The sequence below is a fragment of the Rhodococcus sp. ARC_M12 genome (assembly GCF_022810385.1).
Taxonomy (GTDB): domain Bacteria; phylum Actinomycetota; class Actinomycetes; order Mycobacteriales; family Mycobacteriaceae; genus Rhodococcoides; species Rhodococcoides navarretei.
Window position 1 is genome coordinate 134,677 of sequence record NZ_JALGQI010000016.1, and the last position, 24,114, is coordinate 158,790.

General features: G+C 65.5%; 24 protein-coding genes and 1 pseudogene. 13 read left to right on the plus strand and 12 right to left on the minus strand.

Features of this window, described 5'->3' with window-relative positions:
- Position 1: 1 nt before the first annotated feature.
- The 4 genes from gcl to MTX35_RS20060 are packed head-to-tail and all read right to left on the minus strand — an operon-like array spanning position 2 to position 3,952.
- Positions 2 to 1,801 (minus strand): glyoxylate carboligase, encoded by a 1,800-nt coding sequence (gcl, locus tag MTX35_RS20045; protein ID WP_243596641.1) that lies wholly within the window; start codon positions 1,799 to 1,801, stop codon positions 2 to 4.
- A gap of 1 nt (position 1,802) precedes the next feature.
- Positions 1,803 to 2,699, minus strand: coding sequence for a 2-hydroxy-3-oxopropionate reductase (locus MTX35_RS20050; protein WP_243596642.1), 897 nt, complete (start codon positions 2,697 to 2,699; stop codon positions 1,803 to 1,805).
- 8 nt (positions 2,700 to 2,707) lie between these two features.
- Positions 2,708 to 3,544: a hydroxypyruvate isomerase family protein gene (locus MTX35_RS20055; protein ID WP_243596643.1), complete on the minus strand. Its 837-nt coding sequence runs from the start codon at positions 3,542 to 3,544 to the stop codon at positions 2,708 to 2,710.
- Positions 3,545 to 3,556: 12 nt separating this feature from the next.
- Positions 3,557 to 3,952 (minus strand): gamma-glutamylcyclotransferase, encoded by a 396-nt coding sequence (locus MTX35_RS20060; RefSeq protein WP_243596644.1) that lies wholly within the window; start codon positions 3,950 to 3,952, stop codon positions 3,557 to 3,559.
- 243 nt (positions 3,953 to 4,195) lie between these two features.
- Here MTX35_RS20060 and uraD point away from each other — a divergent pair, with 243 nt between their 5' ends.
- From uraD to MTX35_RS20085, 5 genes are read left to right on the plus strand one after another with little or no spacing between them, the layout of a single operon-like run.
- Entirely contained in the window at positions 4,196 to 4,735 is a 540-nt protein-coding gene (gene uraD / locus MTX35_RS20065; RefSeq protein WP_243596645.1) for a 2-oxo-4-hydroxy-4-carboxy-5-ureidoimidazoline decarboxylase, read from the plus strand.
- A complete protein-coding gene (uraH, locus tag MTX35_RS20070; RefSeq protein ID WP_243596646.1) occupies positions 4,728 to 5,066 on the plus strand; it encodes a hydroxyisourate hydrolase in 339 nt (112 codons plus the stop codon). Before uraD ends, uraH begins: the two co-directional genes overlap by 8 nt.
- Before the next feature lie 5 nt (positions 5,067 to 5,071).
- On the plus strand, positions 5,072 to 5,962 hold the full coding sequence (pucL, locus tag MTX35_RS20075) for a factor-independent urate hydroxylase (protein WP_243596647.1): 891 nt from the start codon (positions 5,072 to 5,074) through the stop codon (positions 5,960 to 5,962).
- 12 nt (positions 5,963 to 5,974) lie between these two features.
- A complete protein-coding gene (locus MTX35_RS20080) occupies positions 5,975 to 7,375 on the plus strand; it encodes a nucleobase:cation symporter-2 family protein (RefSeq protein ID WP_243596648.1) in 1,401 nt (466 codons plus the stop codon).
- A gap of 31 nt (positions 7,376 to 7,406) precedes the next feature.
- Positions 7,407 to 8,183, plus strand: a complete 777-nt coding sequence (locus MTX35_RS20085) for an IclR family transcriptional regulator (protein ID WP_374230339.1) — start codon at positions 7,407 to 7,409, stop codon at positions 8,181 to 8,183.
- Here the strand turns inward: MTX35_RS20085 and MTX35_RS20090 are convergent.
- The 4 genes from MTX35_RS20090 to MTX35_RS20105 are packed head-to-tail and all read right to left on the minus strand — an operon-like array spanning position 8,180 to position 10,808.
- Entirely contained in the window at positions 8,180 to 8,998 is an 819-nt protein-coding gene (locus tag MTX35_RS20090; protein ID WP_243596649.1) for a spermidine synthase, read from the minus strand. The genes MTX35_RS20085 and MTX35_RS20090 overlap by 4 nt on opposite strands.
- Complete coding sequence (locus MTX35_RS20095) at positions 8,991 to 9,434, minus strand: cupin domain-containing protein (protein WP_243596650.1); 444 nt, start codon at positions 9,432 to 9,434, stop codon at positions 8,991 to 8,993. Before MTX35_RS20095 ends, MTX35_RS20090 begins: the two co-directional genes overlap by 8 nt.
- A gap of 10 nt (positions 9,435 to 9,444) precedes the next feature.
- On the minus strand, positions 9,445 to 10,110 hold the full coding sequence (locus MTX35_RS20100; protein WP_243596651.1) for an SDR family NAD(P)-dependent oxidoreductase: 666 nt from the start codon (positions 10,108 to 10,110) through the stop codon (positions 9,445 to 9,447).
- Positions 10,107 to 10,808 (minus strand): TetR/AcrR family transcriptional regulator, encoded by a 702-nt coding sequence (locus tag MTX35_RS20105; RefSeq protein ID WP_243596652.1) that lies wholly within the window; start codon positions 10,806 to 10,808, stop codon positions 10,107 to 10,109. The genes MTX35_RS20100 and MTX35_RS20105 overlap by 4 nt, the downstream gene beginning before the upstream one ends.
- A gap of 187 nt (positions 10,809 to 10,995) precedes the next feature.
- Here MTX35_RS20105 and MTX35_RS20110 point away from each other — a divergent pair, with 187 nt between their 5' ends.
- The 5 genes from MTX35_RS20110 to atzF are packed head-to-tail and all read left to right on the plus strand — an operon-like array spanning position 10,996 to position 17,726.
- Positions 10,996 to 12,543 (plus strand): amino acid permease, encoded by a 1,548-nt coding sequence (locus tag MTX35_RS20110; RefSeq protein ID WP_243596653.1) that lies wholly within the window; start codon positions 10,996 to 10,998, stop codon positions 12,541 to 12,543.
- Between the two features lie 6 nt (positions 12,544 to 12,549).
- Entirely contained in the window at positions 12,550 to 13,332 is a 783-nt protein-coding gene (locus tag MTX35_RS20115; protein ID WP_243596654.1) for an urea amidolyase associated protein UAAP1, read from the plus strand.
- Positions 13,314 to 13,982 (plus strand): urea amidolyase associated protein UAAP2, encoded by a 669-nt coding sequence (locus tag MTX35_RS20120; RefSeq protein WP_243596655.1) that lies wholly within the window; start codon positions 13,314 to 13,316, stop codon positions 13,980 to 13,982. The genes MTX35_RS20115 and MTX35_RS20120 overlap by 19 nt, the downstream gene beginning before the upstream one ends.
- Positions 13,979 to 16,003, plus strand: a complete 2,025-nt coding sequence (locus MTX35_RS20125) for a 5-oxoprolinase/urea amidolyase family protein (protein ID WP_243596656.1) — start codon at positions 13,979 to 13,981, stop codon at positions 16,001 to 16,003. Before MTX35_RS20120 ends, MTX35_RS20125 begins: the two co-directional genes overlap by 4 nt.
- The gene (atzF, locus tag MTX35_RS20130) at positions 15,993 to 17,726 is read left to right on the plus strand and encodes an allophanate hydrolase (protein WP_243596657.1); all 1,734 of its coding nucleotides are present in this window, start codon (positions 15,993 to 15,995) and stop codon (positions 17,724 to 17,726) included. The genes MTX35_RS20125 and atzF overlap by 11 nt, the downstream gene beginning before the upstream one ends.
- Here the strand turns inward: atzF and MTX35_RS20135 are convergent.
- Both MTX35_RS20135 and MTX35_RS20140 read right to left on the minus strand, forming a co-directional pair.
- Entirely contained in the window at positions 17,676 to 18,317 is a 642-nt protein-coding gene (locus MTX35_RS20135; protein WP_243596658.1) for a LysE family translocator, read from the minus strand. The two genes, atzF and MTX35_RS20135, sit on opposite strands and share 51 nt — an antisense overlap.
- Before the next feature lie 62 nt (positions 18,318 to 18,379).
- The gene (locus MTX35_RS20140) at positions 18,380 to 19,270 is read right to left on the minus strand and encodes an SGNH/GDSL hydrolase family protein (protein ID WP_243596659.1); all 891 of its coding nucleotides are present in this window, start codon (positions 19,268 to 19,270) and stop codon (positions 18,380 to 18,382) included.
- Positions 19,271 to 19,522: 252 nt separating this feature from the next.
- Between MTX35_RS20140 and MTX35_RS20145 the strand changes: the two genes are divergently transcribed.
- Complete coding sequence (locus MTX35_RS20145) at positions 19,523 to 19,690, plus strand: hypothetical protein (RefSeq protein WP_243596660.1); 168 nt, start codon at positions 19,523 to 19,525, stop codon at positions 19,688 to 19,690.
- Here the strand turns inward: MTX35_RS20145 and MTX35_RS20150 are convergent.
- Positions 19,687 to 19,929, minus strand: coding sequence for a hypothetical protein (locus tag MTX35_RS20150; RefSeq protein WP_243596661.1), 243 nt, complete (start codon positions 19,927 to 19,929; stop codon positions 19,687 to 19,689). The two genes, MTX35_RS20145 and MTX35_RS20150, sit on opposite strands and share 4 nt — an antisense overlap.
- A gap of 237 nt (positions 19,930 to 20,166) precedes the next feature.
- Between MTX35_RS20150 and MTX35_RS20155 the strand changes: the two genes are divergently transcribed.
- Entirely contained in the window at positions 20,167 to 21,141 is a 975-nt protein-coding gene (locus MTX35_RS20155) for an NAD(P)/FAD-dependent oxidoreductase (protein ID WP_243596662.1), read from the plus strand.
- Here the strand turns inward: MTX35_RS20155 and MTX35_RS20160 are convergent.
- Positions 21,138 to 21,707 (minus strand): annotated as a pseudogene (locus MTX35_RS20160) (Clp protease N-terminal domain-containing protein); the annotation flags it as partial. The gene MTX35_RS20155 and the pseudogene MTX35_RS20160 sit on opposite strands and share 4 nt — an antisense overlap.
- Positions 21,708 to 21,874: 167 nt before the next feature.
- On the opposite strand from MTX35_RS20160, the gene MTX35_RS20165 reads away from it, so the two are divergent.
- Positions 21,875 to 24,097: a bifunctional diguanylate cyclase/phosphodiesterase gene (locus tag MTX35_RS20165; protein ID WP_243596663.1), complete on the plus strand. Its 2,223-nt coding sequence runs from the start codon at positions 21,875 to 21,877 to the stop codon at positions 24,095 to 24,097.
- Positions 24,098 to 24,114 lie beyond the last annotated feature (17 nt).

Genomic DNA, 24,114 nt, shown 5'->3' on the forward strand with positions numbered 1-24,114 from the left:
TCTAGTCCAGCAGGAGCAGTGCGGTGGGCGCATCCGCCGACGTGTTGGCCAGTTCCTCGAACTCACCGACGTTGTCGATCTCGGTGCCCATCGAGATGTTGGTGACCCGCTCGAGGATGATCTCCACGACGACAGGAACCTTGTGCTCGTTGGCCAGAGTTCGAGCCCGCACCAGTGTCTCGCCGATCAGGTCGGGCTCGGTGACCCGAAGCGCTTTGCAGCCCAGTCCTTCTGCCACCTGCACGTGGTCGACGCCGTAGCCCTTGGGGATGCCGGGCTCAGTGTCCACGGTGTCCTGGTGGTTGATGTTGTCGAAGCCCAGTTGCACGCAGAAGTCCATGTCGAAGGCACGCTGCGCCTGCCGGATCAAGCCGAGGTACGAGTTGTTCACCACCACGTGCACGTACGGAAGATTGAACTGCGCACCGACGGCCAGCTCTTCGATCATGAACTGGAAGTCGTAATCACCCGACAGTGCAACGACATTCGCCTTGGGATCGGCCGCGAGCGCACCCAGTGCCGCGGGAATCGTCCAGCCGAGTGGACCGGCCTGCCCGCAGTTGATCCAGTTGCGAGGGGAGTAGACGTGCAGGAACTGACCGCCCGCGATCTGCGAAAGCCCGATCGTGCTGATGTACCGAGTGTCCCGGTCGAAGACCTTGTTCATCTCCTCGTAGACGCGCTGCGGCTTGATCGGCACGTTGTCGAAGTGGGTGCGGCGGTGCATCGTGCGCTTGCGGGTCGCGCAGTCCTCGACCCATCCCGAGAGATCACGCAGTGTGCCTGCCGCCCGACGCTCCTCGGCGACGGCAACGAACTGCTCGAGGGCCGCCTTGGCGTCGGAGATGATCCCGTAGTCGGGTGCGAAGACGCGTCCGATCTGAGTCGGTTCGATGTCGACGTGGACGAACTTCCGGCCCTTGCGGTAGGTGTCGAGACCACCGGTATGCCGGTTGGCCCAACGGTTTCCGATGCCGAGCACGAAGTCCGAGGCCAACATGGTTGCGTTACCGTATCGGTGCGCGGTCTGTAGACCGACCATGCCCGCCGCGAGACGGTGGTCGTCGGGGATGGTGCCCCAGCCCATCAGCGTCGGGATGACGGGCACGTCGAGGATCTCGGCGAGCTGCACCAACAGGTCCGACGCATCGGCGTTGATGATGCCGCCGCCGGCCACGATCAACGGGCGCTCGGCAGCCAGCAGCATGTCGATCGCCTTCTCGGCCTGAGCGCGTGAGGCGGCAGGCTTGTGCACGGGCAGCGACTGGTACGTCTCGGGATCGAAGTCGATCTCGGCCAGCTGGACGTCGATGGGCAGATCGATCAGCACCGGTCCCGGACGGCCGGAGCGCATCAGATGGAACGCCTGCGCAAACGCGCCGGGGACCTGGGCCGGTTCGAGGACGGTCATCGCTATCTTGGTCACCGGTGCGGCGATCGACGCGATGTCGACGGCCTGGAAGTCCTCCTTGTGCAGCCGCGCGACCGGGGCCTGCCCGGTGATGGCGAGGATCGGAATCGAGTCCGCCATGGCCGAATACAGCCCGGTGATCATGTCAGTTCCGGCCGGGCCCGAGGTACCGATACAGATGCCGATGTTGCCCGGTGCGGCCCGGGTGAAGCCCTCCGCCATGTGCGAGGCACCTTCGACGTGGCGGGCCAGCACATGACGGATGCCACCGTGATTGCGCATCGACGCGTAGAACGGGTTGATCGCTGCACCGGGCAAGCCGAATGCGGTTGTTGCACCTTCGAGTTCGAGAATCTTCACTGCGGCATCGGCCGCGCGCATCTTGGCCATGTCAGTTGTCCTTGTTTGCGATCGGGGAACCCGAGAGCCGAGCGACTCCGCGATACAGGGCCGAATGATCCAGTCCACCGTCGCCGTTGGCGCGGGCGGAGGCCATCAGCTGCGCCAGCACCGCGCCCATGGGAATCACGACTCCCGCTTCACGCGCAGCCGAGGTGACGATGCCGAGATCCTTGTGGTGCAGGTCGATGCGGAACCCGGGCTCGAACGACCGGTCGAGCATCTTCTGGGCCTTCTGGTTCAGCACGGCCGAACCGGCGAGGCCGCCGCCGAGAACCTCGACCGACGCAGCCAGATCGACGCCGTAGGCCTCGAGGAACGCGATCGCCTCGGCGAGCACCTGAATGTTGCCGGCGACGATCAGCTGGTTGGCCGCCTTGACCGTCTGACCGGAACCACTCGGACCCACGTGCACGACGGTCTTGCCGACGACGTCGAGAATCGGCTTGGCCGTGGCGAAGTCGTCCGCGCTGCCACCGACCATGATCGACAGAGTCGCGTTCTCGGCACCGGCCTGGCCGCCGGAGACCGGGGCGTCGAGGATACGGAACCCACGCGAGGACGCGTCGGCGGCCAAGGTGGCGGTGACGTCGGGACGGATGCTGGAGAAGTCGATGATCAGCGCGTCGCGTCGAGCATTGTCGAACACCCCGCCTTCACCGGCGAGAACGTCCTGGACGTCAGGAGAGTCGGGGACCATGATCGCGACGATGTCGGCGTCGTGGACGGCCTTGGCGATCGAATCGGCAGCAGTGCCGCCGGCCTCGACCAATGGACCCGTGCGATCGGGCGTCAGGTTGTAGCCGACCACCTGGTGGCCCGCCTTCGCGAGGTGAACGGACATGGGACTGCCCATGATTCCGAGGCCGATGAATGCAATGGTGCTCATGGGAATCCTTACTTGGTTGTGGTGCCGGTGGAAAGAGCCAGCTCGATCCAGTCGAACGTGTTCTCGCGGGTGGCTTTGTATTCGAGTCCGACGTAGCCGTCGTAACCCCGTTCCGCGAGGCCGGCGAGCTGTCCGCCGAGGTCGAGCGTGCCGGTGCCCGGTTCTCCGCGGCCGGGGGAATCGGCGATCTGTACATGCCCGATCAGGTCGTGGTGGGCCTCGAGTGCAGCAGCGACGGCGTCTCCGTTGACGGCGAGGTGGTACAGGTCGGCCAACAGGCGCAGGTTGTGTACGTCCTGCTCGCGGGCCACGCGTCGGATGGTGGCGACGGCTCCGGCCGCAGACTTCAGCGGGTATGCGGGTGCACCACTCACCGGCTCGACCAGTACGACCGCACCGATGGTCGCGGCTGCCTTCGCGGCTGCGGCCAGGTTCTCGATCGCCACCTCGTCCTGCTCGATCGGGTCGACGCCACCGATGCGATTCCCGTACAGGGCGTTGAAGGCCCGGGTACCCAGCCGCTCGCCGATACCCACGGTGACGTCGATGTTGTCGCGAAACGCCTGCGCCTGCGACGGATCGGAGAGAATTCCGCGGTCACCGGCGGGCATGTCTCCCGCGGCGAAGTTCAGGCCGGTGAGCTGTACGCCTGAATCCCGGACGGAGGACACGAATGCATCGACGTCGGCATCGGACGGGACCGGGTTCGAGAACGGCCACCAGAACTCGACGGCGTCGAAGCCGGCATCTTTGGCACGCTGCGGGCGATCGAGCAGGGGCACATCGGTGAAGAGAATGGAACAGTTGACGGTGTAACGGAGTCGAGAATCAGCAAAGATATTCATGCACAGTGCCTTTCAGTTCTGAGGTTGCGGCAGTCCGCGGTACCTGCGCCAGCTGCCTGCATAGGTGATGTCGGTCAGCTCGTCCGGCTGCGCGTTAAGCACCCCGGGGCGGAGGCCGACGCCCAGGACCGAGCGCCCGTCCTCGAGCGCAACCACGGTGAGCTCGAGCTCCGGTGGTTCGTCCGGGAGGAACACCGTACGTATGTCGTCCAGCGGAATGTCGTACAGCTCGCCCTCGATGGCCGCACCTGCGGTGTGATCGAGCAGCAGCGCCGGAAACTCGTCACGTACCGAGAAGAACCGGTAACTGGGGGTGGTGCGCACGGTCCCCACGAACGGGTGGGACGAGACGTTGTGATGCAGGCTGCCGCCGCGCATGGCACCACCGTTACAGAAAAGCTCCGTCATGAAGTCGTTCCTCTCGGGCTCGAACGGGCCGGACTGGTCGATGCAGAAAGTCCGTATTGTGGAATAGCAATTCCGTTTTGTAATTCGAGTGTGGCGTGGACCACGTCGATCTGTCAAGACCCGACCGCACGGCCGGCCATGACGGAGCGCCCAATGCCGCAGTGCAGCAACACCTCAGAGGTCGATGCGGATCGGTCGAGATCAGCCCTTGACACGTGATGTGATCGGTGTCACGCTCGTTTGGTGGAATCATCATTTCGTAATGCGGAATCAGACACATCCGGGGTCGTCGACGATCTGAACGCGGCCACCGAGACCGACGCGGCACGCACACTCTCGCTCTGCCTCGACGTGCCTCGCTGGGTCGAGGGAGTTCTGAGCGCCCGACCGTTCACCGACGTTCAGGCCCTGCGCCACGCCGTTCATCACGCTGCCGCACCATTGACAGCCGAAGAGGTGCGTCGAGCGCTCGCCGTGCATCCGCGCATCGGCGAGAAACCCGACAATCACGATGCAAGTGCGGACTACGCGAGCGCCGAACAATCCGGCGTCGACATCTCCGACGCGAGTGTCGAACAGCGGCTGCGAGCGGGAAATCTGGCCTACGAGGACCGTTTCGGGCAGGTGTTTCTGATCAGGGCGGCCGGCCGCGACGCCCAGGCAGTTCTCGACGCTCTGCAGAGCAGGCTCGACAACGACCCCGGGACAGAGGCCGTCGTCGTCGAACACGAACTGCGGCAGATCGCCGAGATTCGTGCAACCGGAGGTCTCGGCGATGCCTGACCCGAGGAGCCATGTGACCGCCCACGTACTCGATGCGGCGAGAGGTGTTCCTGCGCAGGGACTCTCGATTTCCCTTGCCGATTCCCACGGCACCGCGGTGGCCGAGGCGGTGACCGACGAACAGGGTCGAGTCTCGTCGCTCGGGCCGAGAGAACTGACGCCGGGAACCTACCGCCTCACCTTCGCCACCGGTGCGTACTTCGCAGCGCAGCACATCGAGTGCTTCCACCCCGAGGTGATCGTCACCTTCGAGATCACCGCACCCGATCAGCACTACCACGTCCCACTTCTGTTGAGTCCGTTCGCTTTCACCACCTATAGAGGGAGCTAGAACCCATGACCATCGTGCTCGGAGCAAACCAGTACGGAAAAGCCGAATGCAGACTCGTCCGCATCGACCGCGAGACTCCTCGCCACCGCATCACCGACGTCAGCGTCACCTCGCAGCTGCGCGGCGACCTCGAGGCAGTGCACACCGAGGGCGACAACGCCCACGTCGTTGCCACCGATACCCAGAAGAACACCGTGTACGCGTTCGCGCGGGACGGCATCGGGGCGATCGAGAACTTCGCCCTCCGTCTCGGCGCGCATTTCACCGACAGCTTCGACTGGATCACCGGCGGTCGTTGGGAAGTCGAGCAGTATTGCTGGTCGCGTATCGCGAACGGTGAAGACGGCTACGACCACTCCTTCGTCAAGGCCAGCGACGAGAAGCGGAACACCATCGTCACGATCGACGGCGACGACATCTCCATCGTCTCCGGAGTCAGCGACCTCGTGGTCCTCAACTCCACGGCGTCGGAGTTCTGGGGCTACCCGAAGGATCGCTACACCACGCTGAAGGAAACCACCGACCGAATCCTCGCCACCTCGGTCAGCGCCCGCTGGCGGTACCTCACCACCGAGCTGGACTTCGACAAGACCTTCGACGACGTCCGTTCCATCATGCTCGACGCCTTCGCGTCCACTCACTCTCTTGCGTTGCAGCAGAGCCTGTTCCAGATGGGCAAGCAGGTACTCGAAGCGCACCCGGAAATCGGCGAGATCAAGTTCTCGATGCCCAACATCCACCACTTCCTCGTCGACCTGGAGCCGTTCGGACTCGACAACCCCGGTGAGGTCTTCTACGTCGCGGATCGTCCCTACGGTCTGATCGAGGCCACGGTGGAACGCGACGACGCCCCGGACGCAGGCCGCGCCTGGGATACCGTTCCCGGATTCTGCTAGGAGCGCCCGGCCATGAAGCTGACGAAACGCACGGCGACCAAGACCCATGCGCCGCACGACCCCGCCCGTCCCGAGGATGAGCGGTTGTCGATCGGCAGGTCGTACGTCTACGGATTGCAGCACATCCTGACGATGTACGGCGGCGTCATCGCACCACCCCTGATCGTCGGTGGCGCAGCGGGACTCACCGGGACCGAGATCGCACTGCTGGTCTCGGCCGCACTGTTCGTCAGTGGAGCGGCCACCTTGCTGCAAACCCTCGGAGTGCCGTACTTCGGTGCAAAACTCCCGCTGGTGCAGGGCATTTCGTTCGCATCGGTGTCGACGATGGTGGCCATCGCAAGTGGCCCGGGCGGACTCAATTCGGTGTTCGGTGCCATCATCGCCGCCGGTGCAATCGGCATCCTCATCACCCCGTTCTTCAGCAAGATCGTGCGATTCTTCCCACCGGTGGTGACCGGCACGATCATCACCGTCATCGGCATCTCGCTACTGCCCGTCGCGGTTCGGTGGGCGATGGGCGGTGATCAGCAGGCCACCGACTGGGGCTCGATGTCCAACATCGGGCTCGCAGCCTTCAGCCTCGTGGTGGTTCTGCTCGTCAGCCGATTGGTGCAGGGCACGCTCTCGCGACTGTCGATTCTGATCGGCATCGTGGTCGGCACTGTCTTCGCCGTCCTCGTCGGCAAGGCCGACTTCTCCGGTGTGGGTGACGGTGCCATCTTCAGCCTCCCCGAACCGTTCGCGTTCGGAGCACCGACCTTCCAGATCGCGGCGATCCTGTCGATGGTGGTCGTCATCCTGGTGATCATGACCGAGACCACGGCGGACATCCTGGCCGTCGGTGAGATCGTGGGCACCGACGTCGACGCCCGACGCGTCGGCGACGGCCTGCGCGCGGACATGGTCGCCACCACCATCGCGCCCGTGTTCGGCACCTTCCCGGCCAGTGCCTTCGCGCAGAATGTCGGCCTGGTGGCGGTCACCGGAATCAAGAGTCGCTACGTCGTCGCGGCCGGCGGCTCGGTACTGCTGTTCCTCGGACTCTTTCCCATCCTCGGGTTGGTCGTCGCATCGGTGCCGCTGCCGGTGCTCGGCGGCGCGGGCATCGTGCTGTTCGGCTCGGTGGCCGCCAGCGGAATCAGGACGCTCTCCAAGGTGGAGTTCGACGGCAACCTGAACCTCGTCATCGTGGCGGTGGCCATCGGCTTCGGCGTCATCCCCATCGCGGTACCGGGCTTCTACGCCGCCTTCCCCGACTGGGTGCACGTGGTGCTCGACTCGGGCATCAGCGCCGCGAGCATCGTGGCCGTCGTGCTGAACATCCTGTTCAACGTCATCACCAGAGGCCAGAAACCCTCTCCGTCGGTGGTGACCGCAGCACCACCGGTGGCGACGCGGCATCACCAGTAGTGTTCTATCGAGATCGGTAGAAGCTACGAGCATGCGAGGTGGGACTGTGGCGGCAGGTGGCGGGGTGCAGTCCGTGGAGCGCGCATTCGAGCTGCTCGACATCATGGCTGCCTCGGGCGGATCCATCGGAATCAGCGAACTGGCCGAGGGTACCGACCTGCCGATGCCGACCGTGCACCGACTGGTCGGGACCCTGGTCTCGCTCGGTTACGTCCGGCGGCTGCCGTCCCGGCGATATGCGTTGGGCACCAAACTCATTCGCCTGGGCGACAGCGCGTCCAAACTCATCGGGGGATGGGCCAAGCCCTACCTCGCCGAGCTGGTCCGGATCACCCACGAGACGTCGAACATGGCATTCCTCGAGGACGACATGGCGGTCTACGTCGCGCAGGTTCCGTCCGAACACGCCATGCGGATGTTCAACGAGGTCGGTCAGCGAGTACTGCCGCATTCCACCGGCGTCGGCAAGGCTCTGCTGTCGCAACTGGAGGATGACGCCGTCCGCGCGATCGTCGGCCGGCTCGGCATGGCCCCTCGCACCGTCAACACCATCACCACCCTCGATGCGTTGCTCGAGGATCTCGCACTGATCCGCGAACGCGGATACGCCATCGACGACGGTGAGCAGGAGGTGGGAGTGCGCTGCTTCGCGGTGCCGGTGATCGGTGCACCGACGCTCACGGCGATGTCCATCGCCGGGCCCACCGCCCGGGTCACGCTGGAGTCGGCCGAGCAGTTCGTACCCCTGCTGATCTCGGCTGCCGAGCGACTGGCGAAAGATCTCGCGGGCAACAACCCAGCGCCTTAATCCTTCAACACTCTCGCATCCCGAGCGAAGGACTCGACCTGATCGGTCAGCCACACGTGCGCCGGAACCGCGCCGCCGAGTAGTTCACGGGCCAAGGACGGGGAATCCCCGATCTGGACGTCACTGCCGGCGATGATGATATTGCCGTAGCGCCTGCCCTTGAGCATCGCCGGATCGGCGACGATCGCCAGGTGCGGAAAGACACTGCGAAGAGTCGCCGCCTCCTGCTTCGCGAGCGAGAGATCGCGTCGATCACCGCAATTGACGACGTACATGCCGCCGGGGGAGAGGACGCGTCGGACATGGGCGGTGAACTCGGCAGTCAGTAGCGGCTCCGGAGTGACCGCTCCCGCGAACACATCTCGCACGATCAGGTCGCGACTGTTCTCGCTCAGCGTCTCGGTGACCGCCCGTGCCTCACCGACGCGGATGCGGAGCAGCGGTGCTCGTGGCAGGTCGAACCACTCGCGCACCAGCTCCGACAGCTTCCCGTCGAGCTCCACGACCACCTGACGTGCACCGGGAAACTCTGCGGTGAACGAGCGCGCCAACGTGCATGCCCCACCTCCGAGGTGCAGCGCCCGCAGCGGAAAGCTCGAATCCCACTGCGCTCGAACCAGTCCGGAGATCCACCGCATGTACTCGAATTCGAGCACGGTGGGGTCGTTCATGTCGATGTGCGAACTCGGGACGTCGTTGACGTTGACGACCCAGCCGTCGTCCGAAAACGTGTCGCGCACCAATTCGCAGGTGCCCGAATCGATCTCGAATACACCGGGCTCCAATGAACCGGCCGTCGCCCGCTTCCTACCCATCAGCGGGGCCCCCGAGCCGGAAGTCCTCGAAATCGAATCCGGGGGTGACCGTGCAGCTGACCAGACTCGGCTCGTCACCCGCCGGCCGCGCTCGCTGCCACACCGACGGTGGCACTATCTGCTGCGGTGACTCCGGTGCGACCAGCAACGAAGTCACGGCCCCTGGCTGGGAACCCGCACCGCCGAGGTCCAGTTGCACGGGGCTGCCGCGGTGGTAGAGCCACAGCTCGGTGCCGCGGACGGTGTGCCAGGCCGACTGCTGGCCGGGCATGAGCAGGAACAGAATGGCTGTACCCGCCGCGCGGGGGCCCGGATAACCGTCGGGCAGAGATGTCTGCGGGATCGTCACGTCGCTGCGCCAGGTCTCCCGGAACCAACCACCCTCCGGGTGTGGTGCAAGGTCCAGGCTCAGAGCCCAGTCGGGCAGCGACGTCATGGACGCAACCCTAATCCGTGGCGACCTGAACCCGGAACCGATCGCGCTCGGTGTGCAGGCTCCACAGCTGCTCGGCGAGAGCCTCGGGGCTCTTCTTCGGATCGCTGCCGTCGATGGCACCACCGATGATCAACTGCGACACCTGAATTCCCTCTTCGGCCAACTCCTCGTTGAGCAGCTGCGCATAGGCTGCCTGCCCGGCGAACGCTATGGACGTACCGGTGACGGTACGGCCGGGCTTCACGGCAGAGCCGCCGTTGACAAAGAGGATCGTGCCCTTGTCCTTACCGAGAAATCGCATTCCCGGTAGCACCTGATGGACGGCGGCGATGGGACCGTAGATGGAGAACTCGACCGGGCCGACCATGTCTGCCGGGGTGGTCTCGAGGACGGGTCGCATGAAGTCCTTCTGCGGAAGCGGGCTGTACTGCAGCACCTCGATGGGGCCGAGTGTTTCGGTCACCTGCTCCAACGCTGCGGCGATCGAGGCCGGGTCGCGCACATCGGCGACGAATCCCTTCGCGGATACACCCTCGGCAGCGAGCTGATCGGCAAGGGCGTCGACACGGGCCTGGTTGCGGGAGATGAGGCCGACCGAGAAGCCCTGCGCGCCGAACTTACGCGCCACTGCTGCGCCGAGACCTGCACCTGCTCCGACAATTGCTATGGAAGTCATGTCCTGTGCAATGACCGACGATCCTCGACTATTCCGTCGACCGACTCGAGCAGGGCCTCCGCGCTGTCGTGCAGCGCAGTGACATCTCCGGCCCAGCCGAGCACACGCAGTGCGGCCGCGGCGATCCCGGCCGCATCGGCGGTGGGGTCACTGCGCCCGTTCTCGCGGTCGGCGCGCGCGTTCACCACGGTCTCCACCAGGCGAAACGGTAAGTCCTCCGTCCCCGTCCGACGCTCGGAGCCCAGTTGATCCAGCGTGTCCGACGCGATGGCCGCATACAGGCTCATCAACGTGTATCGATGGTTGCGGAAGGTCTCGAAGCGCTCGCTGCGCAGCTCGGGAAGTAGGTACAGCGCGCCGAGATTCCAGGTGGACGCACCGAGCTGGCCGGCGTCGAAGTAGGTCAGTGCGTACATCTGGGTTGCGGCATCGGCCGACGAGTCGCGGATGCGCTGCGCGACGGCCAACGGCGCATCGACGGTGCCGCTGAGGAGTGCGTCGAGGATGTCGTCCTTGGTGGCGAAGTGGTGATACAGCGAGGCCTGACGCAATCCGACGGCATCGGCGATGACGCGGGTGGAGGTGTTGGTGAAGCCGCGAGTGGTGAAGAGCTCGGCTGCTGCGTCGAGGATCTCCTCGCGAGCGGTGTCCCCTACCCGCTTCTTTGTGCTCAGCCGTGGTCTGCCTGCGCCGGTCATGACTGCATCTTGTCAGGTCGACGTGACGGTGAGATTTCTGTCATTTGATCGAAATAGACGAAACGAGCTTGTTGCACGACGGTCACCGCCCGGGAACGGCGGTGCCGAAAACTATCAACTGACAGAAACCCGCCTCGGCGATGCAGCGGGCGGTCACTCACCACCCACCTCGCCTGTAGGAGAGAACATGAGCTCGACAACATTGCCGGCCCCGGGCGCGGGTTCGGAACCGTCGTCCACCACCGACCATTCGGATCTGGCGGCCCTCGGGTACGACCAGCAACTGCACCGCAGTCTCGGCAAGTACGCGTCGTTCGCCGCCGGCTTCTCGTTCGTCTCGATCCTCACCACCATCTTCCAGCTCTTCGGCCTCGGCTTCAGCTTCGGCGGCCCGGCCTTCTTCCTCACCTGGCCGCTGGTGTTCCTCGGCCAGTTCATGGTGGCCCTCAACTTCGCCGAACTCGCGGCCCGCTACCCCATCTCGGGCGCGATCTACCACTGGTCCCGGCGCATGGGCGGTGAGCTGGTCGGGTGGTTCGCCGGCTGGTTCATGATCATCGCCCAGATCGTGACCGCCTCCGCCGCCGCCATCGCCCTGCAGGTGGTACTGCCCAGCATCTGGGGTGGATTCCAGCTGATCGGTGACGATACCGCGCTCACCTCGTCGAGCGGAGCAGCGAATGCCGTTGTGCTGGGCTCGATTCTGCTGGTACTCACCACCACCATCAACTGCATCGGCGTGAACTGGATGTCGCGCATCAACAGCATCGGCGTCACCTGCGAAATCGTCGGCGTCATCGCGCTGGTACTGGTGTTCTTCACCCACGCCGAGCGCGGACCGCAGGTCGTCTTCGATACCGGAAGTGCCGGAGCCGATCCCGGTTACATCGGAGCCTGGATCGTCTCGGGCCTGATGGCCGCCTACGTCATGGTCGGCTTCGGATCGGCAGGCGAGCTCGCCGAGGAAACCCGCAATCCCCGACGCGTCGCACCGCGCACCATCCGCCTTGCCCTCTCGGCATCGGCTCTCGGCGGTGGCCTGATGATCGTCGGCGCACTGATGGCGGCACCGAGCCTCACCGACGGTCGGCTTGCGACACAGGGACTTCCGTACGTCATCGACTCGATCCTGACGTCCCCGTGGGGCAAGGTCCTGCTCGTCGACGTCGCTATTGCCGTGTTCATCTGCACCCTCGCCATCCAGACCGCGGCATCACGGCTGATGTTCTCCATGGCCCGCGACGGGCGACTGCCAGCCTCGACGGCCCTTGCGAAGGTCAACTCGCGCACCGGAACCCCCATCGCACCCTCGGTCCTCATCGGCCTCGCCTGCATCGCGATCCTAGCGGTCAACGTCGGTAACTCCGCGATCTTCACCACGCTGTCCAGCGTCTGCATCGTGCTGATCTACCTCGCCTACATGATGGTGACCGTCCCGTTGCTGATCCAACGTCTCAAGGGATGGCCGCACGGCGGAGTGCAGAAGGATGCCGACGGCGAGAAGCTCTTCACTCTCGGCCGACTCGGCCTGCCCGTCAACATCGCCGCAGTTCTCTACGGCGGACTGATGGTGATCAACCTGTCCTGGCCGCGGGCCGAGATCTTCGACCCCACCGGCGAATTCCCGCTGCTGCGGTGGGCGGCACCTCTGACCGTCCTCGCCGTGATCGTCGTGGGCATCGCCTGCCTTCCCCACGGCAAAGCCCACCCGAAGCCCGTCACGATCGGAGCCTGAACTCTCATGAGCACAGCAACCACCCATTCGGCCAAGGAACATGCGCGGTCCCAGGCGACCGTCGCACCGGCCCCCACCGCTCCGGAGGGCATCTCGGAGCTCACGTGGGCCGAATCGGTTCCCGGCGGCAGCTACGCCACCAAGGTCCTCGCTCGCGGAACCCGGCTGCGACTCGTCGACGTCGACGGTGCCGCCTGCGCCAATGTGCTGCTCTACCGCGCCGACGCCCCATGGGAACGGCTCAACACCGCGGACACCGTCAAGGTGCCGTGGCAGGCGTACCTGAGCTCGGGGCACCCGCTGCTCTCGGACCAGGGCCGCGTGCTGGCCACCATCGTCGCCGACACCTCCGGTCGCCACGACGCCCTGTGCGGCACCACCTCCACCGCGACCAATGTCGCCAAGTACGGAGTCAGCGGACCACATTCGTCGGCTCCGGCAGGGCGTGAACTGTTCACCCTCGCCGCAGCCAAGCACGGACTCGAACCGCGCGACGTCGCGCCGTCCCTGTCGTTCTTCCACGGCGTCACCGTCGCCGCGGACGGGAGCCTCGTCAGCACCGGCTCGGCCGGACCGGGCCGCTCGGTCGATCTGCTCATCCACCTGCCGGTGATCGTGTTGCTGGCCAACACCGCTCACCCACTGGACCCGAGATCCGAGTTCCCCACGACGACCCTCGACGTACTGGCCTGGAAGGCACCCGAAGAGCTGCTCACGCTCGACAACACCGAACCGGAATACCAGCGCGCGGTGCAGAACACCGAGAACGCATGGAAGGCAGCGCAGTGACTACCAGTGCAGTGACCACCAGAACCCTCGAGACCACGATCGTCCGAGACGAGATCGCCCCTGCGTTCGGACCCTGGTCCGCCGTCGTCGAGGCCGGTGACGTCCTGACCATCGTCGACCTCTACGGCAATCAGGCCGTCGACACTCTGCTGTACGGCGCGCACGACCACTCGCTCCGGTACTCCGCCGCTGCGACGGTCACCGCGCAACTGAACTTGTTCCTCACCACCGGAACCGTTCTGCGCAGCGATGATTCGACGCCGCTGATGACGATCGTCGAGGACGAGGTCGGCAACCACGACACCGTCGGCGGTGCCTGCTCCAAGGAATCGAACACCCTGCGCTACGGCCACCACACGCAGCATCAGCACGCGTGCGTCGAGAACTTCCTCATCGAAGGTTCCAAGTGGGGTCTCGGCAAGCGAGACCTGGCCCCCAACATCAACTTCTTCATGAACGTCCCCGTCGACGCGGACGGCACCCTCGGCATCGTCGACGGTTTGTCGGCCCCCGGCAAGAAGCTCTCGCTGCGCGCCGAGATCGACACGCTGGTGCTGGTGTCCAACTGCCCGCAGATCAACAACCCCTGCAACGGTTTCGACCCCACCGCAGTGCAGATGATCGTGACGCGAGAGTCGGCGGGGGCATGAACGCTGTGAACAGTACGGCCGCCAAGATGACCGTGCAGCGCCCCGGGATGATCACCACGGTGCAGGACTGGCCCGGACGCATCGGCTACTGGAAGGTGGGCGTGCCGCCGTCGGGGCCGATGGACGATCTGTCGTTCCGGCTCGGCAACGTCGCGCTCGGCAATCCCGAGGGTGCTCCGGGACTCGAATCCACCATGGCCGGGCCGGCATTGACGTTCGACGCCGACACCTACGTCTGCGTGACCGGTGCTGCGGTACTGCTACGCATCGACGGCCGACCGGTCCCGCAGTGGAAACCGGTTCTGGTCCCCGCCGGGTCGACCCTCGATGTCGGCCCCACCACCGGCCACGGCCTGCGGGTGTACGTGCTGATCCAAGGCAGCCTCGATGTCGACGACTATCTGGGCAGCGCAGCAACTTTCACGCTCGGCAAGTTCGGCGGGCATCGCGGCGGCACCCTCGGTGAGGGTGATGTCATCGGCCTGGCCGGCCGCTCGGACAACTCCGCTGTGCTCGGACCCATTCCCATGGAACACCTACCGGTGCTGACGTCCAGCTGGGACATCGCCGTCACCGAGGGGCCGCACGGCGCACCGGAGTTCTTCACCCGCGACGACATCGACACGCTCTACGCCACCCGCTACGAGGTGCACTTCAATTCCGATCGCACCGGAGTCCGCTTGATCGGACCGAAGCCGCAGTGGGCCAGGACCGACGGCGGCGAGGCCGGACTGCACCCGTCGAACATTCACGACAACGCCTACAGCGTCGGCGCGTTGGACTTCACCGGTGACACCCCGATCCTGCTCGGACCCGACGGCCCGAGCCTCGGCGGATTCGTCTGTCCCGTCACCGTTGTCGCGGCCGAGCGGTGGAAGCTCGGCCAGCTGCGACCGGGGGACACCATCCGCTTCGTTCCGGTGCGAGCCGCAGCCACCGCGCCGCTGGGATCACTCGGTCTCGCTCGTCGAGCGTCGCTGCCCGCAGTGTTCTCCGCAGGCGGAGACGGGGACGACGGCGTCATCGCTCGACGCGACGCCGATACGTGCGTCACCTACCGCCGATCGGGCGACGACAACGTGCTCATCGAGTACGGCGACATGAAGCTCGACCTCACACTGCGTGCCCGGGTACACGCCCTGCACCAGCGGATCGAGGGTATCGCGCCCCGGGGCCTGTTGGACCTGACACCCGGCATCCGCTCGCTGCAGGTGAAGGTGAATCCCGATGTGCTGTCGATCGATTCGTTGATGGGCCTGCTGTCCGAGGTCGAGGACGACCTTCCCGCGGCCTCGGAACTCGTGGTCCCCAGCCGCCAGGTTCGGCTCCCGCTCTCGTGGGACGACCCCTCGACCCGGGAAGCAATTCAGCGGTACATGCACGGCGTGCGCGCCGACGCCCCGTGGTGCCCCTGGAACATCGAGTTCATCCGGCGGATGAACGGACTCGATTCCGTAGCAGACGTATTTGACACGGTCTTCGCGGCCGACTACATGGTGCTCGGACTCGGTGACGTGTACCTGGGTGCTCCGGTCGCCACGCCACTGGACCCACGACACCGCCTGGTGACGACCAAGTACAACCCGGCGCGAACCTGGACGCCGGAGAACGCCGTCGGGATCGGCGGGGCGTACCTCTGCATCTACGGCATGGAAGGCCCAGGCGGGTATCAGTTCGTGGGTCGAACCACGCAGGTGTGGAACCACAGTGCCGCCTACAGCGGCGGCCCGTTCGAGGAGGGAACCCCTTGGCTGTTGCGGTTCTTCGACCGAATCTCCTGGTACTCGGTCGAACCCGAGGAGCTGCTGGATCTGCGCGCCGACCTGGCCGCAGGCCGCGGCGGTGGAGTGGAGATCACCGACGGTGAGTTCTCACTCGCCGAGCACGAGACCTTCCTGGACACCAACGCGGACTCCATCGCCGAGTTCCGTGCAACGCAGGCCGTGGCCTTCGGTGCCGAGCGTGACGCGTGGTCGGCTGCGGGCGAATTCGACAAGAAAGGCAAGATCGATGCTGCCTGAGGTCCGAGACCGAGTTCTGCAGGCCTACAAGCGAATCGCCGAGGTGGATCGACCCGAGGTGTGGATCACCCTGCGCGACGAGGACGACGTGCTGGCCGAGGCGGTGGCGCTCGAACGCGCACTGGAGGCAGGTGCAGATCTGCCGCTTGCCGGCACGCTCGTCGCGGTCAAGGACAACATCGACGTGGCGGGTCTGCCCACCACCGGGGCGTGCCCCGAGTTCGCCTTCATTCCTACGGAGTCCGCTGTCGCCGTCGAGCGACTGACGAGCCAGGGCGCATTGGTGCTGGGCAAGACCAACCTGGATCAGTTCGCCACCGGACTGGTCGGCACCCGTAGCCCCTACGGCGCGGTGCGCTGCGCCTGGGACCCGACGTTGGTCTCGGGCGGATCCAGTTCGGGTTCGGCCGTCGCCGTGGCACTGGGCATCGCGGACATCGGAATCGGAACCGACACAGCCGGTTCCGGGCGAGTGCCCGCCGCCTTCCACGGACTCGTGGGCATCAAGGCCTCGCTGGGTATCGTGCCGACCACCGGCGTCGTGCCCGCGTGCGTCGACTACGACTGCGTCACCGTTCTCGCGCGCGATCTCGACAGTGCCACTGCAGCGATGAAGGTGATGACCGGGCCCACCATCACCGATCCACGCAGCCGGGCGTGGCCGGCCGACGTGCGACTGGCCGCGTCACCGGAGCCCCGGGTCGCCATCCCGCGAGGTGAGGATCTGGCGTCGTTGAGCCCGGCGTACCGTCGGGCATTCGAGGAGACGGTGGCCGGCCTGGCCGAGAAGGGCTTCACCCACGTCGAGGTCGATATCTCGGAGCTACTCGACGCGGCCACACTGCTGTACGACGGAGCGATGGTGGCGCAACGCTATTCGGCCGTCGGGAAGTTCCTCGACACCGCGCCTGCCGGTGCCGACCCCACGGTCGCTGCGATAGTCCGCTCCGCCGCAGGGCCGTCCGCCCACCGATATGTGGACGATCTCGACACACTCGCGCGAGCGAAGACCACTGCCCGCGCGCTTCTGAGCGACGTCGACGGCCTGCTGTTGCCCACCACCACCGAACATCCGAGTATCGCTGCGGTGCAATCGGATCCGCTGGGCATCAATCGTCGCCTCGGCACGTTCACCAACTTCTGCAACCTGCTCGACATGGCCGCGGTGGCCGTTCCTGGTGCTCCGACGCACGACGGCTCTCCGTTCGGGGTCATGGTCGTGGTACCGGCGTTCGAGGATCAGGTCGCGATCGACCTCGCCGCACGACTGAGCGGCACACCGTCACCGACTCTGATCGACGACGGCATCGAGGTACTGGTCGTCGGTGCGCATCTGCGCGGCTTTCCGGTGCATCACCAATTGACCGCTCGCGGTGCGCGATTCAGTGGTGAGGTGACGACCACGGCGGACTACCGGCTGGTGGATCTGCACACCACCCCGCCCAAGCCCGGTCTGGTGCGGCGCGCGGGTGCCGGCGCTCCCATCTCCGGAGAGCTCTACCGCATGTCTGCTGCCGCGCTCGGGACCTTCCTCGCCGGGCTACCGGCACCGATGGGTCTGGGTCCGGTCGAGTTGTCCGACGGTCGCTGGGTCACCGGGTTCTGCTGCGCGCACGATGCGGCCGAGAAAGGAACCGACATCACCGAATTCGGCGGCTGGCGCGCATACAGCTCACGCGGGCACGGGCCTGCCGCCGTCGGTGGCGATCCGCACCGCCAGTAGCCCGAGCACCGTGCCCATGAAGTAGCGCTGCACCCTCAGCCACGTGGGGCGGACGGCCAGGAACTGCGCTATCGATCCGGCCAGCACCACGATCGCCAGGTTGACCGCCACCGCCACCGCGATCTGCACACTGCCGAGCGTGAATCCCTGCAGCAGAAGGTGACCGGCCGCGGGATCGACGAACTGCGGGATGACCGAGATGTACATGATCGCGATCTTCGGGTTCAGCAGGTTGGTCACCAAACCCATGGTGAACAGTCGCCGAGTCGAATCCTGCTGCAGCTCGGTCGGTTCGAATGCCGAGACGCTCCCGCGCAGCGCCTGCACAGCCAGCCAGGCGAGGTAGGCCGCGCCGGCGAGCTTGACCGCCGTGTAGAGCGCGGGCACGGCGGTGAACACCGCCGCCAGGCCGAGATTGGTGGCCGTCAGATAGACCAGGAAGCCGAGCGCGACTCCGGCCAGCGACACCGCACCCGCCCGTCGGCCCTGCGAAATGCTGCGCGAGACAAGGTAGATCATGTTGGGCCCCGGCGTCAGAACCAACGCGAGAGCCACTGCGAACACTCCGAGAACTGCGGAAGACGACACCATGCGGTCAAGACTTCACGTCGACCGGCTCGCCTGAGAAGAGCCAGTTACGGTTTCGTGGTTCCCTATCCGGCACGCACGGCAGCGGCGACCGCGTCACCGATCGCTGCCATCCCCGCCGCCGTCGGGTGCAACGGTGCAGCAGGATTCTGCGGGACGACGCCCTCGAAATACCGCTGGTCCGGAGCCACGCACACGTCGTGTCCGACGCTCAGCGCCTCGGTTTCGACGAATTCCGCACCGTGTTCCTCCGCCTGCGTTCGCAGGGCCTCGTTCATCGCGGTGATGTTGCCCTGGATGTAGTCGGCGTCCTCGGGCAGCATCGGCTGGGTGGGAAAGCAACCGCCGTCCGGCAGATAGGTGCCGTAGCCGACCACCAGAATCCGTGCCTCGGGCGCACGTTCGGCCACCGCGTCGAGCATCGCTCCCCAGCTGGGCGCCCTGTCGGCGATGGCCGTCGCCACGGTGTCGACGCCGCCTGCGGTGAGGCGGTCCTTGCAGATGTTGGTGGCCGAGGTGTCCGCGAACGTCAGGCATTGCACAGCCGTCGAGACGAGCCCGATGTCGTTGCCGCCGATCGTGACGGTCACCAGATCGGTGTCGGGGGTCAGCGCGTCGAGTTGCACGGGCACCTCACCGCTGGATGTGCTCTGTGGTGTGGCGACGATGTTCTCGGTGACGGCACCCGAGCAGGTCACATCGACGAACGAGCCGGTCGCCAATTCCTCGGCGAGCACGTGCGGATAGTTGGCGTCGGACTGCTGACATCCCGGAACACCGATCTGGTCGGGGATACGCGGACCCGATGCGGCCGAGTCACCCAGCGCGACGTAGTTCAGCGGAACGGACGGCTCCGACGACACAGCAGGCCCCTCCGGTACCGAAGAATCCGACGAACAGCCCGCAAGCAGACCGGCGCTCACAGCAAGACCGACGAGAATTCCCTGGCTCCTCACAGCGTCGACGCTACAGCTGCCGGTAATCTCGATCGGGTTGTCCAGGACACACGGTCCATCGCATCGAACAGAGGAATTACATGATCACCGCGTTCATCAACCAGATCCTCAGTGGCTTCGGCTCCATCTCCGCTGGCAGCAGCGGCTTCGAGCTGGCACCGGGAACGCTGCCCTTCGGGCTGTAGAGACCACCGAACGCTCACCCGCGCGGGGCCGACGATTGCATCGGCCCCGCGCGGGTACCCCCGAGTCATGACTACCCACGGCAACGACTCGAAGAACGACGGCACTGCACCCGACGCCAGGGAGGACGTGACGTCCGATCCGGCCGCGGCAGCGGAGGACAACGACTGGTCGAGCGAAGGCGGAGCCGTAGAAACCGGCCCCGCGACCGACGACGAGCGAACCGCAGGCAACTAACCGATCAGACGGCGGGGAGCGGCCCGCACAGTGCGGACATCGCCGTCGGCGACGATGTGCTCCACCGTCTCACCACGGGTGCGCATCGACTCGTCGACGGCGAAATTCACGCGGGCATCCCCGAGCCAGTCGACGCCGACAACGATTCCCACGGTTCCCTTCGGGATTCCGCTACGCCACCGAACGTGTCCCAGATTGCGGACCGTGATCACGGTCTCTCCGATCTCGAAGTGCCCCATGCGCCCCCCCGGCTCGATTCTTACCGACCAGTACACCTCGAGCGAACTCCCTGTTCAAGCGGTACATGCGCGCTTACGACGACCACCGGAGACCTCGACACCGGTCGGCGCGATCACAATTCGGTTATTCGCCCGTTTTACACCTTCGATTACGACGTCGGGTACTTTTCGATTCCACTATTTGCCGATGTGGCAAGAGTATTTGCCAGTATTCGTTGTGAGTCGCACACTGTCGACATGACTACAGACACCGATCCACACTCTCCGGTCGACGCGATCATCGTCGGCGGCGGAGTCGCCGGACTCAGCGCCGCCGTCGCCCTCGGCCGTTCCCGACGATCCGTCGTGATCATCGATGCCGGTGACCCGCGCAACGCGCCGGCAGCGCACTCTCACAACTACCTCACCCGCGACGGCGAGTCACCTCTCGAACTGGTTCGACTCGGCCGAGACGAGGCGCGGCACTACGGCGCACGCATCGTCGACGGCGTCGCGACCTCGGCGAGGAGAACCGCATCCGGGTTCGAGGTGACCCTCGCCGACGGTTCGGTCGTCCGCGGCCGGAGGATCCTGGTCACCACGGGCCTCACCGACGTCCTGCCGGACATTCCGGGCCTCGCCGAGCGATGGGGTCGCGACGTTCTGCACTGCCCGTACTGCCACGGCTGGGAGGTGCGGGATCGCGTTGTCGGAATCATCGGCAGCGCCATGGTCGGGCACCAGGCACAGATGTGGCGCCAACTCACCGAGCACGTCACGGTATTCGCCCACACGGCAACGGAATTGGCCGCGGGTGATCTCGAGCGACTCGACGCACGCGGCATCGCCGTCGTCGACGAGGAAATCGCTCGAATCGACGTCGACAACGACGCCATCGTGGGCGTGACGCTCGCGAACGGCGAACGAATTGCGCTCGACGCGTTGGTCGTGGGACCCAACTTCACCTCCCGCGCGGACATCCTGGTGTCGCTGGGGATCGGCACCACCGAGATGGTCATGAACGAGAACGTCCTCGGCACGTACATCGAGGCCGACCCCGTCGGTGCCACATCCGTTCCTGGCGTTTGGGTCGCAGGCAACGTGTCCGCGCCGATGGACACGGTGGTTGCGGCGTCGGCGGCCGGAACGAAAGCGGGCGCTGCCATCAACGGCGACCTGATCGAGGAGGAGGTGCGCTCCGCCGTGGAGCGGAAGAAGTCGGCGCAGCCCTAGCTCTCCAGAGCGGCCAGCCCCTCTTCGATCGCCCCCTTGCGGACTCCGAGCTCCGCAAGGGTGGCATCCTCGTTCTCCAACAATGCCAGCAGAATGTGCTCGGTGCCGATGTACCTGTGCCCCAAGCGAAGTGCTTCGCGGAACGTCAGTTCCAACACCTTCTTGGCACCGGCGTCGAACGGCACCAGGTCCGGGATCGGGTCGGTCGGTTCCGGCAATGTCGCCGTCACCGCAGAACGGATTTGTTCAGGCGTCTGCCCCTGAGCACCCAACAACTTCGCTGCCGACCCCTCGGGTTCGTTGAGCAGGCCGAGGATCAAATGCCCGGTCGTGATTCGGTCATTGGCCGTGGCCCGCGCCTCGTTCTGCGCTCCGACCACCACGTTGCGAGCCCGCGGGGTGAAACGCGAGAAGCCCTGACTGGCATCGAGATCGGCCGGATCGTCACCACCCTTGGCGACGAAACGCTTCTGCACCGCCTGTTTGCTGACCCCCATGGATGCACCGATGGCGGTCCAGGACGCCCCGGATCGACGGGCTCGGTCGACGAAATGTCCGATCAGATGAGGTCGTCGAGACGGACGACGTCGGCCCTCGCAACATCGGTTGGACTGCTTTCGCCGCAGAGGGCGAACTTCGGCGTCGTGCGCACTGCGCTACGACGTATATTCACCGGTGAAGGCGTCGCGAATGCCATGTGATCGCCGCGAGTGACAAGGAAGTGGGTCCTTCGATGAATACGAAGGTCGCTGCCCCCTTCGCCATGCCCACCAAACGTACCGCCGGACTGATCACCGTGGCCGTCGTCGCGACCACCGTGTTCGTACTCGGGGACGCCGGGGTGCGCGCCGGTGTCCTGGCCACCGTCGCCGTCGGTTCGGTACTCGCCATCACCGCTGCCATCCGTCGCTATCGACCCGATGATTCCCGATGCTGGTGGGCCCTGCTCGGTGCCTCGGTGTTGTTCATGTTCGGGGTCTCCCTCCGCAGTGATCCCAGCGCACTGAATCACTCGTTCCCGCTGCTGCCGGACCTGTTCACGCTCACCGGGTACGCACTCGTCGGGTACGCACTCTCGCGTTGGATTCGAGATCGTCAGTCGATCGACGACATCACTCCACTCGTCGACGCCGGTCTGATCTTCCTCGGCACCCTGTTCCTGTCGTGGCTACTGTTCATCTCGCCTGCGCTGGAATCGCCCCGCTCGTCGGCATCGACGGTACTGAACGGGGTGTATCCGGCGATCGACGCGGCGTTGATCACCCTGACCACCTACCTGCTGTTCTCCGCCAAGCCCCGCACGGCTGCGCTGCAGTGGGCCCTGATCGCCCTCGTTGCAACACTCGTCGGCGACGTCTCGTACGCCTTCGCTGCCACCACCCCCGACGCGCCTGCGTCGGGATTGCTCGACGGCATCTACCTGTTCGCGTACCTCTCCCTCGCGATGGCCGCGCTCGATCCGTCGATGCGCACTGTCTCCCAACGCCAGATTCCTGCGCCCGCGCACAGCAGCCGCCGCGTCGTGTTCGTGGTGCTCATGCTGTGCGTGTGCGCTACGGTGCCGCTGCTCGGCTCGGCGGTATCCACCGGAGATCTGATCGTGCGGTCGTTGTTGCTCGCCTCGATCCTGGTGGGTGCCTTCCTCCGTGGGGAACGCGCACTGACCAGAGTGCAGGCGAGCGAAGAGCACGCGAAATATCTGGCCGCTCACGATCTGTTGACCGGGCTACCGAACCGCACGATGCTCGACGAGGAATTCACTCGGCTCGAGCATACGAACAGTCCAGGACGAACGTGCATCCTGTTCGTCGACCTCGACAACTTCAAGATGGTCAACGACTCGTACGGCCACCGCGTAGGCGACGAACTGATCATGGCTGCGGCGAGCCGGATCCGCTCCGCAGTCGGCGCAGCCGACACCGTGGTTCGGTACGCGGGCGACGAGTTCGTCGTGCTGACCCGACGCGATCGCGGTGGTGCAGAAGCGTTGGCCCGCCGCATCATCGATCGAATGAACGAACCGTTCCCACTCAGCGCGGCAACGGCATACGTCACGGCATCGGTGGGCATCGCCGACGCGGACCGACTGCACGACGCCATCCGCGAGGCCGACACCGCGATGTATCACGCCAAGTCTCTCGGGCCGGCGCGCTTCGCGTTCTTCGACGAATCCCTCCGCGCTCGAGCGACATCGGCCATCGAGACGGCCACCGCGCTGCGCGGCGCGATCCGGCGCGGTGAGCTCGAGGTGTACTACCAGCCGATCATCGCGACCGCCTCGCGCGCAACAGTCGTCTACGAGGCATTGGTCCGCTGGAACTGGCAAGGACGTGTACGCGCCCCCAACGAGTTCGTTCCGATCGCCGAATCGACCAATCTCATCAAGGAGATCGGCGAATGGGTGCTACGTACCGCGCTCTCGGACCTGGTGACGTTACGCGCGAACGGCCAAGACGTCACCATGTCGGTGAACGTCTCCCCGATGCAATTGCGCGACGATTCACTGCCCGTCGTCGTCGGACGACTCCTCGACACGTACGGCCTCGACGGAGCGGATCTGGCACTCGAGATCACCGAGAGCGTCCTGATCGACGACATGGGCGCGGCCAGAAACGTTCTCGACCGACTCGCCGCGATGGGTGTGCTCATCGTGCTCGACGACTTCGGCATCGGCTACTCCTCGCTGAGCAGGTTGCGCGCGATGCCGATCGCGCTGCTCAAGATCGACAAGTCCTTCGTCCACCAGATCGGCAGTTCCAAATCCGATACCCAGCTGATTCGCGCCATCGTCGCCATGGCATCGGCGCTTCCGGTGGCCACCGTGGCCGAGGGCGTCGAGACCGAGGAGCAGGCCGCGATCATCGAAGCTCTCGAATGCCGTTACGCGCAGGGCTTTCTGTTCGGCAGGCCGGCGCCCCTCGCACACTGGCTTCTCGAATCTGCCGAACGACGGTGAACTCGGTGTTAGCGTCG

Bases quoted from the DNA above. Each gene is read 5' to 3' on its own strand.
- MTX35_RS20055 (WP_243596643.1), bottom strand. From the start codon at position 3,544: ATGAATATCTTTGCTGATTCTCGACTCCGTTACACCGTCAACTGTTCC.
- MTX35_RS20135 (WP_243596658.1), bottom strand. From the start codon at position 18,317: ATGGTGTCGTCTTCCGCAGTTCTCGGAGTGTTCGCAGTGGCTCTCGCG.
- MTX35_RS20115 (WP_243596654.1), top strand. From the start codon at position 12,550: ATGAGCACAGCAACCACCCATTCGGCCAAGGAACATGCGCGGTCCCAG.
- MTX35_RS20155 (WP_243596662.1), top strand. From the start codon at position 20,167: ATGACTACAGACACCGATCCACACTCTCCGGTCGACGCGATCATCGTC.
- MTX35_RS20080 (WP_243596648.1), top strand. From the start codon at position 5,975: ATGAAGCTGACGAAACGCACGGCGACCAAGACCCATGCGCCGCACGAC.
- MTX35_RS20085 (WP_374230339.1), top strand. From the start codon at position 7,407: ATGCGAGGTGGGACTGTGGCGGCAGGTGGCGGGGTGCAGTCCGTGGAG.
- MTX35_RS20125 (WP_243596656.1), top strand. From the start codon at position 13,979: ATGAACGCTGTGAACAGTACGGCCGCCAAGATGACCGTGCAGCGCCCC.
- gcl (WP_243596641.1), bottom strand. From the start codon at position 1,801: ATGGCCAAGATGCGCGCGGCCGATGCCGCAGTGAAGATTCTCGAACTC.
- pucL (WP_243596647.1), top strand. From the start codon at position 5,072: ATGACCATCGTGCTCGGAGCAAACCAGTACGGAAAAGCCGAATGCAGA.
- MTX35_RS20105 (WP_243596652.1), bottom strand. From the start codon at position 10,808: ATGACCGGCGCAGGCAGACCACGGCTGAGCACAAAGAAGCGGGTAGGG.
- MTX35_RS20165 (WP_243596663.1), top strand. From the start codon at position 21,875: ATGAATACGAAGGTCGCTGCCCCCTTCGCCATGCCCACCAAACGTACC.
- atzF (WP_243596657.1), top strand. From the start codon at position 15,993: ATGCTGCCTGAGGTCCGAGACCGAGTTCTGCAGGCCTACAAGCGAATC.
- MTX35_RS20110 (WP_243596653.1), top strand. From the start codon at position 10,996: ATGAGCTCGACAACATTGCCGGCCCCGGGCGCGGGTTCGGAACCGTCG.
- MTX35_RS20100 (WP_243596651.1), bottom strand. From the start codon at position 10,110: ATGACTTCCATAGCAATTGTCGGAGCAGGTGCAGGTCTCGGCGCAGCA.
- MTX35_RS20050 (WP_243596642.1), bottom strand. From the start codon at position 2,699: ATGAGCACCATTGCATTCATCGGCCTCGGAATCATGGGCAGTCCCATG.
- MTX35_RS20150 (WP_243596661.1), bottom strand. From the start codon at position 19,929: ATGGGGCACTTCGAGATCGGAGAGACCGTGATCACGGTCCGCAATCTG.
- MTX35_RS20145 (WP_243596660.1), top strand. From the start codon at position 19,523: ATGACTACCCACGGCAACGACTCGAAGAACGACGGCACTGCACCCGAC.
- MTX35_RS20095 (WP_243596650.1), bottom strand. From the start codon at position 9,434: ATGACGTCGCTGCCCGACTGGGCTCTGAGCCTGGACCTTGCACCACAC.
- MTX35_RS20090 (WP_243596649.1), bottom strand. From the start codon at position 8,998: ATGGGTAGGAAGCGGGCGACGGCCGGTTCATTGGAGCCCGGTGTATTC.
- MTX35_RS20120 (WP_243596655.1), top strand. From the start codon at position 13,314: ATGGAAGGCAGCGCAGTGACTACCAGTGCAGTGACCACCAGAACCCTC.
- uraH (WP_243596646.1), top strand. From the start codon at position 4,728: ATGCCTGACCCGAGGAGCCATGTGACCGCCCACGTACTCGATGCGGCG.
- MTX35_RS20060 (WP_243596644.1), bottom strand. From the start codon at position 3,952: ATGACGGAGCTTTTCTGTAACGGTGGTGCCATGCGCGGCGGCAGCCTG.